Source organism: Soehngenia saccharolytica DSM 12858 (genome assembly GCF_059568515.1).
This window is the reverse complement of the sequence record NZ_JCANTN010000006.1, coordinates 73,955-86,937: the sequence shown is the minus strand read 5'-3', so window position 1 is coordinate 86,937 and position 12,983 is coordinate 73,955. Positions and strand designations below refer to the sequence as shown.

Genomic DNA, 12,983 nt, shown 5'->3' with positions numbered 1-12,983 from the left:
GTAGAAGTAATGGAATGAGCATAGAAGAAAGGAAAACAAAACTTAATCAAACAATCAGAGGATGGGTACAATACTTTAAATTAGCAGACATGAAATCTATTATGCAAACCGTAGACAAGTGGTTAAGAAGAAGAATCCGTATGATAACGTGGAAAAGATGGAAGAAGGTTAAAACAAAATATGAAAATCTTCAGAAGTTAGGAATAGCCAAAGGGAAAGCATGGGAATGGGCAAATACAAGAAAAAGTTACTGGCATACATCAAAGAGCTGGATTCTTACAACAACCCTAACCAATGCTAGGTTTGAAAAACAAGGGTATTTAAGTAGAAGTTAGAGTGTAAACTATGAAACCGCCGTATACCGGACGGTACGTACGGCGGTGTGGGAGGTCGATAAATAAATTAATTATTTATCTCCTACCCGATTTTAAATCATATTTTTCATCCAATGGTATAGCTTTATTTATAATCGCACTTCCAAGACATATTTCTCCATCGTAGAATACAGCAACCTGTCCTGGAGTTATTGCTTTTACTGGATATTCAAATTTTACATATAGCATATCATCGGATTTTTCTACCACAACTGGTATATCTTTTTGCCTATATCTAAATTTAGCAGTGCAATGCAATGGAAATTCAGGTTCTTTTTCGCTTATCCATTTGGGTTCTTCTCCGAACAATGCCACAGAATAAAGCGCTTTATGCTCTTCTCCTTGAGCTACATACAGTATATTTTTTTTCAAATCTTTGCCAACTACAAACCATGGCTCTCCGCTTTTTATTCCACCTATTCCTATGCCTTTTCTTTGACCTATTGTATAGTGAATTAGGCCAGTGTGTTCGCCAATCTTGCCTCCGTCAACATCTATTATATCCCCGGGAGTTGCGAGGAGATATTTATCTAAAAATTTATCAAAATCTCTTTCTCCAATAAAACATATCCCAGTTGAATCTTTCTTTTTTGCAGTGTAGAGATTTGCTTCTTCTGCTATTTTTCGCACTTCTTCTTTAGTTAACTCTCCTATTGGAAAGATTGTTTTAGATAGTGCTTTCTGACCAATTCGAGACAAAAAATAGGATTGGTCTTTATTTTTATCAACGCCTCTTAATAAGAAATACTCTCCATTTTCTTCTTTAACTCTCGCATAATGACCCATAGCGATATAGTCAGCATCAAGGTTTAAAGCATAATCTAGAAATGCATTGAATTTTATCTCTTGATTGCACATCACATCTGGATTTGGTGTTCTTCCTTTGTTGTATTCATCAAGAAAATAGCTAAAAACTCTATCCCAATATTCTTTTTCAAAATTTATCGTATAGCATGGTATGCCTAGATCAAATGCTACTCTCATTGCATCTTCTGCATCTTGAGTTGCAGTGCATACACCATCTTCATCTTTTTCGTCCCAATTTTTCATAAACAATCCAATTACTTCATAACCTTGATTTTTAAGTAGTAAAGCAGAAACCGAAGAATCAACTCCTCCGCTCATACCTAGTATAACTCTTTTTTTCATCTACATCCCTCATTTAAATTAAATATCACTTCATTAATGAAGTGATAAATTTACTCTTCATTAATATTAGCATTTTTGCATTTATTCTACAAGTAGTATTGATTGAAATATGATTTATCTAATGATAAACTACTATTATCTGAATAAAAAATTTCAGAAGGAGATGAAGCTTAGATGAAAGCTATAAAGATAAAAAAAATATGGATATTGGATATAGTGTTGATTATAATTTCCTTGATAGCATTTTTTGGTTTCTGGGATCATTTTTCTAAAGTAATTAGCCCTTTTATATATGCTTTAGTTTTAGCCTATATATTAAATCCACTTGTGAATTTTCTCGAGAAGAAAAAAATAAAAAGGAAATGGGCAGTTTTAATCGTTTTTGCTATAATACTGATACTTTTATCATTATTTTTTGCCTTAGTTATTCCTAAAGCGGTAAATGATTTAACCAATTTTATTAAGGATATACCTAACATAGTAGAATTTATCCAAGACTGGTTTAATGATCTGAGGTCGGGTAATTTTGGAGTTATTGTAGAAAAATTGGAAGAGTATATAAACTTAGATAAGCAATTAGACAACATCTCAAAATACATCCAGTCTAGTTTAGAAAATATCGTATCATTTTTAGTTGCATCTACTGCAACTTTATTGGATCTGCTGATGACACCGATAATTACTTTTTATTATCTCAAAGAGAAAGATAAAATACTAAGTTTAGCGTCAAATCTGATACCTGCTAAGATAAAACCGACTTTTTATAAACTTGGAAATGATATAAATAGGATACTCAGCGGTTTTATCAGAGGACAACTAATAATAGCTCTTATTATCGGAGTATTGACAGGCATTGCTGCTGCTATACTTAGAGTTCCATATGCGATTACCATAGGAATACAAGCGGGAATAACAAACATCATCCCTTACTTTGGACCATGGATAGGAGGGATATTACCAGTTGTATTGGCACTTATGATAAGTCCTGCTAGAGCTTTATGGATGGCGGTTGCTATTGTTGTCATTCAACAAGGAGAAGGTGATTTGATATCGCCACAGATAATGTCACATTCTGTTGGACTTCACCCTCTACTTGTGATGTTTTCAGTTTTATTTTTCGGATCAGCTTTTGGGATAGTGGGAATGGTAGGAGGAGTTCCTCTTATGGCAATCCTAATTACAATAGGAAAGTACATTATCGAATATAGAAAAAAGTTAAAAGATGAAACCGTTACTATAGAATAGCTTAATATATTACTTTTTCTAGAAATAAACCATGAGCCGGAGCTGTAAAACCAGCATCGGCTCTGTTTTTTGAGTCAAATAGAGAATATATACTATTTATGTCTCTAGCGCCTTTTCCAATTTCGATAAGAGTTCCAGTTAGTATTCTGACCATATTATATAGAAATCCATCTGCAGTGTATTCAATTGATATTATAGGAGTGCTGTTATTTATTTTTATCGATTCAATAGTCTTAATGGTAGATTTTTTCTTGCTTTTAACAGAGGTAAAAGCTCTGAAATCATGAGTGCCAATCAGTAGTTTACTAGCTTCATTCATATTTTCTACATTTAATTTTTCTGGCACATGATAACTGTACTTTCTATAAAAAGGAGATTGAAAAGTGTCGTTATAAACATAATAGACATAATATTTTTTCTTTACGTTGTATCTAGCATGAAATCTTTCTGATGCTTCTCTCATATCTTTTACTCTTATATCTTTAGGTAAATAAACATTCAAATAGTATAGAAAATCATTAAGTTCAATTTCACTATTTGTTTTGAAATTAGCTACTTGCCCCTTTGCATGAACTCCAGCATCTGTTCTGCCTGAACCAATTAAAGTTATATCTTCGTTTATTATCATTTTTATAGTTTTTTCAATTTTCTCTTGAATTGTGTTTTCTGTATTGCCTAATTTTTGCCAACCCTGATATTTACTACCATCGTATTCCAAAACCATCTTTATATTTCTCATATTTCACCTCTAATTATATGTAAATCCTTCACCTTCGACTTCTGTAATATGTGAAACCGAGATGAATGCCTTATTGTCTACACTTCTAATATAATCTCTTATTCTAACATATTCGCTCCTTGAAACTATTGTGTTTATTATTCTTCTTTCTTCCTTTGAATATCCGCCTATAGCGATATAAATTGTCGTGCCTCTGCCTATTTCATTTAGTATAAAGTCATTGATATTATCTAGCTCTTTTGATATTATCATCATGTTCATTTTTACATTGAAACCAGAGATTATTTTATCTATAACAAATGAGTTGATTATTATACCTAATAGTGCATACATTCCTAATCTGGCACCATATACAAAACTTGCAAATAGAACTATCAAGAAATCTGAAATCAAAAGAGATTTACCCATGGCAATGCCGGTGTATTTATTTATTATTTTTGCAATGATATCCGTACCGCCAGTAGATGCATCTTCATTAAACACAATTCCCATTCCAACACCAGAAATCAGTATTCCAAAAATTAAATTAATGAACAAATCATCTGTAAAAGGTCCCTTCATAGGGATGATGTATTCAAATATAGCGATCATTGCTGAGAAAGCAAATGAAGAATAGATCGTATATCCTCCGAAATCCTTTCCTACGGCTATAAATGCAATGATGAACAATATAACATTTAGGGCTGCCAATATAATACCCATTGGTATCGACGGGATTAAATAGTTTAGTATCATTGCTAAACCTGTTGCACCACCAACTGCTAGATTTGAAGGCATAAGGAAGAAATACAAGCCAATGGTCATGATGAGCAATCCTACATTTATATATATAAATCTCTTTAAATTGAATTTCATATTTAGCACCTCGTATTTTAATCATAAATATAATATATCATATAAAGCAATTTACTAAAATAGTATTATTATCTATGGGTTATTGATAAATTATTGGGTATAAAAATTTATATAAATGATATAAACTTTAGGAGGTTTGATTATGAACTATTTAGATATGGCAATTCAATTAGAAAATGATGGAGAAATGTTTTACCTTGAACAAGCAGATAAAAATAGCGGGAGAGAAATCGAAAGAGTATTTAAACTACTAGCAAATGAAGAAAGAAAGCATAGAGAACTTCTAGAGAATTTTTCTAAAAAACTTGATTATACTATTCCTGAAGCGGAATCCGAGCTGGATTATGAGAACATTTTTAAAAACGAAAATGATTTTAATGTGGAAACTGAAACAGAGACAAAGCAAATAGACGTTTACAGACTAGCTCTGCAAAAAGAAGAAGAAAGCATAAAGCTGTATCAGAAGATGAAACAGGAAGCTAGCGAAGAAGAAGAGAAAGTATTGCTTGACTATTTAATTAAACAAGAAGAAAATCATTATAGAATATTTAACAATATAGTTGAACTTTTAAGAAAAGCAGAGGAGTGGGTTGAATCTGCAGAATTTGGCAAGAGAGAAAATTATTAGAGGTGAATTTGATGAAAAAAGATTTACTGGTTATTGACTGCCAATATGACTTTATTGAGGGCAGCCTAGCATGTGGACATGCAAATGAGGCAGTAAGAAATATTGTAAATTTTATAAATTCCCATGATTTAAATGTATTTTACTCGCTTGACTGGCATAATGAGAGCAACAAAAGCTTTAAAATCAATGGAGGAATCTGGCCCGTGCATTGTGTACAAAACCAAAAAGGATCTAAATTTGATGATGTATTTTATGAAAAAGTTTTGGATATAAAGAATAGGCCAAATGAAAAAAACATGTTCTACAAAGGAATGGATGATGATATTGAGGAATACTCGGCATTTAATGCAAAGAATAAAGATCAGTATGTTTTAAATAAAGTGTTATCTGATGAGGTCATAGTCTGCGGAATAGCCAGTGAATTTTGTGTAAGAGAAACAGTACTTGACTTAATAAAAAGTGGGAGAAAAGTAAAATTATTATTGAACGGCTTGGGATATGTAGATGAGAAAGAGCATATGAAAAATATAGAAGAGCTCAAAAAAATGGGTGTTGAAATTATCTAAAACTGGGGGTGGTTTTATGCTAGTAAAAGACATAATGACAAAAGAAGTCTACACTGTCAAAGTAGATGATACAGTTGAAACATGTGCTAAGCTTTTAACGGATAAGAATTTAAGTGGAGCACCTGTTGTAGATGATGATGGAAACTTAAAGGGTATTGTAACAGAAGGAGATCTAATTAGAAGAGGTACAAACATCAAAGGGCCTAAAGCTATAGAGATTTTAGGTGGATTGATTTATTTAGACACTCCCAAGAAATTTTTTGAGGAATTAAAGAAAGATTTGGGGATTTTCGTTCAAGACGTTATGACAGATGAAGTAATAACAATAAATGAAAATGCAACTGTTGAAGAGGCAGCTACATTGATGGTTGAAAAAAAGATAAAAAGACTTCCGGTTTTAAATGATAATAAAGAATTAGTGGGTATAATATCAAGGAAAGATATCATGAATTACTTATTTCCAAGAGGTTCTGAATAAATTCAGAGCCTTTATTTTTTTAGTTGTATTTTTAGCAGCATTAGGTTAGTATGGTTAGTATAATTTAATTGAATTTAAAGGGGATTATGATGAGCATTTTAAAAAATATAGCAGGAAAATGTGTATATGGTTTAGCCAAAGCTATTTCATTTATTTTTGATGGACTAATTTGGATATTTGAAACAGTGGTGGATTTGGTTGTAGGCTTGGGTAAAATTCTGTTGACGCTGATTGCAATGGGTGGAATATTAGTAATATTTCTTTTGTTTTCTCCTATAGGCATAGCGCTTTTATTTAACCCAATAACAGTAATTTTGCTATTTCTTTTTATTGTAATACCTATATTGGGGAAGAAATTTATTTCATACCTAAAATATTTAAAATATATAACTACTGAATATTTATTTGACTTAAGCAAATATTTGACTGAAGAAAAAGCTGAATATAGATCATTTAATGAATATAGCAGAAAATACAGGAAGATGGAAGAAGAAAAGGAAAGAAAAGAGAGAGAAGAAAGACAAAGAAGAGAAAAAGAAGAATGGGAACAAAGATTTAGACAGTGGCAAGAATACCAAAACTACAACAGGGGTTATCAAGGCTATTACCAAAGTGAAAATGGACGGTACAACCAGTCTCCTTATAGTAATCCAGCATCTGAGTTTATAAGTAAATACGAAAAAAGCTGTGAATTACTAGGAGTATCACCAGATACTGACATTTACCAAGTAAAATTAGCATATAGGAAAAAAGCCAAAGAATATCATCCTGATTTAAATAAAGCTCCAGATGCAACTAGAAGGTTTCAAGAAATCAATGATGCATATGAATTTTTAACTGAAGAGAATATAGAAAGATATAAAAACATTAAAAGGAGAGCAAATTAAAATGCTTAAATATGCTTTTTCATTTGAAAGTAAAATTGCGAATTTAAATATTTATGAAATAAATAACAAGATAGTTAGAATTGAGTTCAATGAAAAAGATATGGATAAAGAGTATCAAGTGGCGATGACGCCGATTATAAAGATGGGAATAACAGAAATAGAAGAATATTTAGCTGGTGATAGAAAAATATTCTCTGTGCCTATTGAATTGTACGGAACTGAATTTCAAGTAAAAGTATGGAATGAATTGCTTAAAATTCCATATGGAAAAACTAAGACATATAAAGAAATTGCAAAGAGTTTAGGAAATGAAAAAGCATGTAGAGCTGTTGGAGGTGCAAATAATAAAAACCCAATTCCAATTATTGTACCTTGCCATAGAGTAATAGGCTTAGACAACTCATTAGTTGGATATAAAGGAGGACTGGATATTAAGAAAGCCCTCCTCGAGATAGAAAGCACGAATTAATTGAGTTTTTCAAGCATTATTTCTAGAATTTCTCTATCTACATTTTTCATGCCGTTTGATATTACTTTATGAAGATTTTCAATTGACTTTTCAGCAGTTTTTCCGAGTATTCCATTGTCATAAGGAATCGTTACTCCTGCTCTTGCTAAATTAGAAGCTTCAATAGCTGCTGTAACTGATATTGACAGTTTATATGCACAACCTTCTTTAGCACCATCGCAGAACATGCCAGAGATACCAGCTAGTGTATTGTTTATGCTAGCTTTTATTTCTTTGTCATTTCCATTTTCAAGCATTGTAAGCCCTGCACTTAAGCCTACACCGGATGCCACAGAACAACCACAAATTGGAGTCAGAGTGCCAATATGTGATTTGACATAAATTGTAACTAAGTGGCTTAAAGTCACAGCACGAATTATTTCTTCTTCACTCTTTTCATGTCCCTCTCCGATTACAGCTAACGGAATAATGGCTACTAAGCCATGATTGCCACTCCCTGCTGAACTCATTACCGATAGCGGATAACCAGACATCCTTGCTTCAGATGCACACACAGTAAGAGCCTTTGCTTTTTTATAAACATCATCGATATCTTTCATATACACTTTTGACAATGCGATACCTAGATCTTTTGTCGCTCCGATTTGAGCTAAATTCAAATTTATATCTATTCCTTCTTTTATGAAATTTATTTTATCAATATCTACAGTCCTTGAGAAATGTACTAAATCATCTATATCATAATTTTTTATTTCATATTTTAAATCTATTTTGTTTTCTGAGCTAGTTTCATTCTTAATAATATTGTCATTTAAGGATTCATAGCAAATGTTTGTGTGATTTTCTCTGATGATTACCTGCGAATAATTATCTTTTGAATATGCTCTTACATCTATATAGAAAAAATCTTTTTCAAAATCCACTTTCAATTTAATTTTGTCTTCTGATATATTGTTCTTAGCTAGTTGTAAAGTACTTTCATCCACATTATTTAGGACTTCGAGTCCGTCGGAAGATTTGCCTTGAATCATTGCGATAGCACAAGCCATGACAAGGCCTTTTTCATTAGTATAAGGTATTCCCACACACATGCCGTTTTTTAGAACATTGGCATTCACATAAACCTCTAAATTTTCTATTTCCTCGTTAAGTATCTCTCTTGCTCTTGCTACAGCCAAAGCCACTGCTGCCGGTTCTGTGCAACCCAAGGCTTTTACTACTTGATTTTTTAGAATAGATAATAATTTTTCTTCCAAGTATATCCCCTCCATATATTTATGTTGCAAGAACCATGCCAAATTTATTTCCGGTTACTAGGTCTACAACGTCTTGTTAGACGATTTTGAGAAATACTTGTATTAAATCATTATAAAAATTAAGAATTAATTCTCAAATATGAGAAAAAAACACTTGTTTTTTAAGTTGATTATTACATTGAATTGTATTAGTATATAATAAAATTAAATGGAGGAGATCGGATGCAATTGTTAAAAGAGAGAATAATAAAAGATGGGATAATTAAAGACAATAATATAATTATGGTCGATTCATTCTTAAATCATCAGTTAGATATAAAGTTATTAAATGAAATAGGTAGAGAATTTTATGAAAGATTTAAAGATAAAAATATCACCAAGATATTGACAATAGAAGCTTCTGGTATTGCAATAGCCGCTATTGCAGCGCAATACTTTGATGTTAACGTATTGTTTGCAAAAAAGACTTTATCGACCAATTTAGATGACAATACATATGAGAGCAAAGTATATTCATATACAAAAAATGAGACATACACAGTACGAGTCGCAAAAAAATTTTTAAATGAAAATGACAGAGTATTGATTATCGATGATTTTTTAGCAAATGGGAAGGCGTTAGAAGGACTTATTGACATTGTTTTCCAAGCTAATGCAGAAGTAGAAGGAATTGGCATAGTTATAGAAAAAGGATTTCAAGAAGGTGGAGAAAATATTAGAAAAAAAGGCTTTAATTTAGAATCACTTGTGATTGTAGATGAAGTTAAAGATGGATACGTTATTTTCAGGGAATGATATTGCTTAAATTTCTCAAAAATGATAATCTGCTATTATAAATGATAGTAGGTGATTATATGACGCTTTTGTATGATATTAAATCGGAGCTTCAAGAAATAATTGAGTCGTTACACGATGTAACTAATGTGGATATGGCAATAGTTGACGATGAATTATATAGGGTAGCAGCTACTGGAGTGTTGGCAAATACTATAGGAGAAAAAGCTCCAGTGAATTCGTTGTTTCATAAATGTTTAAAGACGGCAGAAACCTATTTTATAGATGATCCTAGAGTAAACGAGTTTTGTATAGAATGTGAAAATCTATATAAATGCAGCGAATTAGTAGAGATGTGTCTGCCTATTAAATACGACAATAGGATAATTGGAGTTATTGGGCTTTGTGCATTTGATGAAAAGACAAAGGAAAGTTTTGTTAAAAACAAGAACAGGTTCTATAATTTAGAAATTAGGATTAGAGATATTATTGAAGAAATCTTAAAAAGAAGAGATTATGCTGAACTGTTAGAATATAGATATTTAGAGTTTAAAACTCTAATCAACTCAATAAATGAAGGAATTGTTGTCGCTGATAACCATCTGAATATCCAAAGTGCGAATGATTATGTAATTAAGAGATTTGATCTAAACAAGCAGTCAACCAACATCCTTTCAGATATTTTACCTGATAAAATATTAAATAAGCTCAAAGATGGTTTTTGTGGTGACCTAGGTCCTGTATACATAAATGGAAATGATTATATGGTTCAGATTAATACATTTTATTTTAGCAGTGAAAGAAAAGGGCATGTTTTAGTGTTTAAAGACTTCAAAAAGATGAAAGACTCAATTATGAAGTCAAATAGAGATAGAGAGTTCACCACTTTTGATGATATAGTTGGAGAAAGCGAAGCTATAAGACAAGCTAGACTCCAAGCTGTTGAAAGCGCAAAGGTAGATGTGCCAGTGTTGATTTATGGAGAAACTGGCACCGGGAAAGAAGTATTTGCTAAAGCTATACATTTTTCAAGTAATAGATCTAAAGAGATGTATATGGCTATAAATTGTGGAGCTATCTCCGAAAATTTAATTGAGAGTGAATTGTTTGGATATGAAAAAGGTTCATTTACAGGAGCACTGTCTAGTGGCAAGAAAGGGATTTTTGAAGTATCTACAAATGGAACGCTTTTACTCGATGAGATAAGTGAATTGAAGTACTCTACTCAAGTTAAGTTATTGAGAGCTTTAGAGGAAAAAGAGATAAGGAGAATAGGTTCTTCAAATGTTATAAAAGCAAATCCTAGAATCATTGCCGCTACAAACAAGAACTTATCACTGCTAGTAGAAAAGAAAGAGTTTAGAGAAGATCTTTTCTATAGGCTAAACATAATTCAGATAAACATACCTCCGCTTAGAGAAAGAGGATATGATGTTCTTTTGTTAGCGAGATATTTTTTAGATAATTTTAATAAAGCATATTCAAAAAATATAAAGGGATTTACAGTAAAAGCAGAAAAATTGCTTTTAGATTATCCATTCCCGGGGAATGTTCGCGAGTTAAAAAATATAATAGAATACTGTGTTATATTCGAGAATGGCGAGACGATAGACGAGAATATGATTTTAAAGAAAATAAGTTCAAAAAGAGATAATTTCGCAAGCGATAAAACTTTAAAGCAAATAGTTAGCGAATACGAGAAAGAGTTTTTAAAAAAAGAAATGCTACTCATTGGGGATAGTGTCGAAGAAAAGAAAAATCTAGCCAAGAGGCTAGACATAAGTTTGGCAACATTATACAGAAAACTAGAAGATTAATTTAAAAAAGTTATAATAGTTGGAAGATATAGCATTAGAATCGCTAAGCTTGATGATATATAAAAGAATAACTTAGTAGATTTCGATGCATTCTTTTTTTCTAATGAAATATAACCTTTATAAATTAACAATCCTGTTAACAATACAAATAATGGTTTAAATTTAGTTAAATTAGCGAAATATGCACTTCCGACTGACCCTAGACCTAGGGTGGCTAAAATTAGCGTCCCACTTCAGCAAAGAGATGCAAAAAGCCCAGTAAATATTGATAATATGCTCATTAATTTTTCTTTCATACCACACCTCCTATACCCCTATGGGGTTATTCTAACATATTTATCATTCTTGTTCAATATTTATTATAGGTGTTTATAATCGATGAAAAGTGGTAATTATTATATAAGACATTTGATTTTTACTACAAAACAATAAGGGGGAGATGCTGATGAAAAAGCTAGAACTTAATACAATCATTAATTTATCCAATTTTGAGGGTAAGACATTGATATCCATTTATATGCCTACTTTTAGAGCTGGCATCGAAGTCAACCAAAATAGAATTATTTTGAAAAATAGACTTAACGAGGTTGAAGAAAAACTATCAAATTTAGGATATATAAAGAGAGACATAGATAATTTACTAAAACCTGCTTATAGGCTTGTTGACGAAACTATTTTTTGGCAACATCAAGAAGACGGTCTGGCAATATTTATTTCTGATGACTTTTTTACTTATTTCACACTCCCTGTAAAATTTAAAGAACTGTCGATTGTGTCGAATAGGTTTTACATCAGACCGCTATTAAAGTATTTCACACAATTAACAGATTTTTATATCTTGACGCTTAGTCAAGAAGAAGTTAATTTGTATGAAGCTACTCCATTTGAAATCAACAAAATAGATTCTCCTAAAATTGATGAAATTGTTAAAAACTTTGTACCGGGAAATGAGCTTCATCAAGAAGCTACTAGTCCAAAGGGAGCTGCAAGAGGAGGCTTTGGAGGGAGAATGCACAGCCTTCATGAGTTAAGCAAGACTGAGAAAATTGAGATATCAAATTTTTTGAGAAATATTGATAAAGAAGTATGCAAATTGATCGAAGATACAAAGAAACCTTTGATTATATACAGTGTTGAATATATATATTCAATGTATAAAGAAGTTAGCTCATACAAAAATATATTAAATGAATACATTAAAGGAAGCCCTGTAGGAGTTCAAACAAAAGAAATTCATGAAAAAGCTCTAGAAATACACTCTAAATTAATTGAAGCGAAGATAAATGAAGACAAGAATAAATTTTTAGAATTAAAAAATGCAAATCCACAATTAGTATGTGAAGATGCAAAAGAGCTAGTTAAGTTAAGCTACACTGGTAATATTGAAATATTGTTTGTTGCAGAGGACTATCAATTATTTGGTAAATTCGATGAAGAGAAATTTGAAGTTGAAGTTACAAATGAGGAGACGGGATTAAGTACAGATCTATTTGATCTCACAGCTTTAAAGACATTGTTTAACGGCGGAAAAGTTTATGTAATGGAGAAAGAGAATCTCCCTGTAGAAAAACCTATAGTTGCAATTTTAAGATATTAAAACTGTGTCATATGACACAGTTTTAATTTTTAACTGAGATTCGTTAAATTATCTGAATCGGATGATATAAAGCTATACTATCATAGTATGTGCTAAACTTACTACATATGAATCTTATATTATCAATAGAAGATTCTTAAATAAACTCT

14 protein-coding genes are annotated in these 12,983 nt (G+C 31.4%); 10 read left to right on the top strand and 4 right to left on the bottom strand.

The window, feature by feature from the left end:
- Window positions 1-335 (top strand): group II intron maturase-specific domain-containing protein (locus BO51_RS03105; RefSeq protein WP_496483876.1); only part of this gene is annotated, 335 nt, incomplete at its 5' end.
- Window positions 336-410: 75 nt separating this feature from the next.
- Here BO51_RS03105 and mnmA read toward each other — a convergent pair.
- Window positions 411-1,523: a tRNA 2-thiouridine(34) synthase MnmA gene (gene mnmA / locus BO51_RS03100; protein ID WP_496483874.1), complete on the bottom strand. Its 1,113-nt coding sequence runs from the start codon at window positions 1,521-1,523 to the stop codon at window positions 411-413.
- Window positions 1,524-1,697: 174 nt separating this feature from the next.
- Between mnmA and BO51_RS03095 the strand changes: the two genes are divergently transcribed.
- On the top strand, window positions 1,698-2,768 hold the full coding sequence (locus BO51_RS03095; RefSeq protein ID WP_496483872.1) for an AI-2E family transporter: 1,071 nt from the start codon (window positions 1,698-1,700) through the stop codon (window positions 2,766-2,768).
- A gap of 1 nt (window position 2,769) precedes the next feature.
- On the opposite strand, the gene truA is transcribed toward BO51_RS03095, so the two are convergent.
- On the bottom strand, window positions 2,770-3,507 hold the full coding sequence (gene truA, locus BO51_RS03090) for a tRNA pseudouridine(38-40) synthase TruA (RefSeq protein ID WP_496483870.1): 738 nt from the start codon (window positions 3,505-3,507) through the stop codon (window positions 2,770-2,772).
- Between the two features lie 9 nt (window positions 3,508-3,516).
- Window positions 3,517-4,362 (bottom strand): YitT family protein, encoded by an 846-nt coding sequence (locus tag BO51_RS03085; protein ID WP_496483869.1) that lies wholly within the window; start codon window positions 4,360-4,362, stop codon window positions 3,517-3,519.
- Window positions 4,363-4,504: 142 nt separating this feature from the next.
- Between BO51_RS03085 and BO51_RS03080 the strand changes: the two genes are divergently transcribed.
- From BO51_RS03080 to BO51_RS03060, 5 genes are all read left to right on the top strand, one after another.
- The gene (locus tag BO51_RS03080) at window positions 4,505-4,990 is read left to right on the top strand and encodes a ferritin-like domain-containing protein (RefSeq protein ID WP_496483867.1); all 486 of its coding nucleotides are present in this window, start codon (window positions 4,505-4,507) and stop codon (window positions 4,988-4,990) included.
- An 11-nt stretch (window positions 4,991-5,001) separates the two neighbouring features.
- Window positions 5,002-5,556, top strand: coding sequence for an isochorismatase family protein (locus BO51_RS03075; RefSeq protein ID WP_496483865.1), 555 nt, complete (start codon window positions 5,002-5,004; stop codon window positions 5,554-5,556).
- Window positions 5,557-5,572: 16 nt separating this feature from the next.
- On the top strand, window positions 5,573-6,034 hold the full coding sequence (locus BO51_RS03070; RefSeq protein ID WP_496483863.1) for a CBS domain-containing protein: 462 nt from the start codon (window positions 5,573-5,575) through the stop codon (window positions 6,032-6,034).
- A gap of 89 nt (window positions 6,035-6,123) precedes the next feature.
- The gene (locus BO51_RS03065) at window positions 6,124-6,921 is read left to right on the top strand and encodes a J domain-containing protein (protein WP_496483861.1); all 798 of its coding nucleotides are present in this window, start codon (window positions 6,124-6,126) and stop codon (window positions 6,919-6,921) included.
- A gap of 1 nt (window position 6,922) precedes the next feature.
- Entirely contained in the window at window positions 6,923-7,390 is a 468-nt protein-coding gene (locus BO51_RS03060; protein ID WP_496483859.1) for a methylated-DNA--[protein]-cysteine S-methyltransferase, read from the top strand.
- Here the strand turns inward: BO51_RS03060 and BO51_RS03055 are convergent.
- The gene (locus tag BO51_RS03055; protein WP_496483858.1) at window positions 7,387-8,646 is read right to left on the bottom strand and encodes an L-cysteine desulfidase family protein; all 1,260 of its coding nucleotides are present in this window, start codon (window positions 8,644-8,646) and stop codon (window positions 7,387-7,389) included. The two genes, BO51_RS03060 and BO51_RS03055, sit on opposite strands and share 4 nt — an antisense overlap.
- 222 nt (window positions 8,647-8,868) lie before the next feature.
- On the opposite strand from BO51_RS03055, the gene BO51_RS03050 reads away from it, so the two are divergent.
- The 3 genes from BO51_RS03050 to BO51_RS03040 all read left to right on the top strand — a co-directional run bounded on the left by BO51_RS03050 (window position 8,869) and on the right by BO51_RS03040 (window position 12,834).
- Window positions 8,869-9,441, top strand: coding sequence for a xanthine phosphoribosyltransferase (locus tag BO51_RS03050; protein WP_496483856.1), 573 nt, complete (start codon window positions 8,869-8,871; stop codon window positions 9,439-9,441).
- 59 nt (window positions 9,442-9,500) lie between these two features.
- Window positions 9,501-11,237 (top strand): sigma-54-dependent Fis family transcriptional regulator, encoded by a 1,737-nt coding sequence (locus tag BO51_RS03045; protein ID WP_496483854.1) that lies wholly within the window; start codon window positions 9,501-9,503, stop codon window positions 11,235-11,237.
- A 445-nt stretch (window positions 11,238-11,682) separates the two neighbouring features.
- Complete coding sequence (locus tag BO51_RS03040) at window positions 11,683-12,834, top strand: baeRF7 domain-containing protein (RefSeq protein WP_496483853.1); 1,152 nt, start codon at window positions 11,683-11,685, stop codon at window positions 12,832-12,834.
- The last annotated feature ends 149 nt before the right edge of the window (window positions 12,835-12,983 follow it).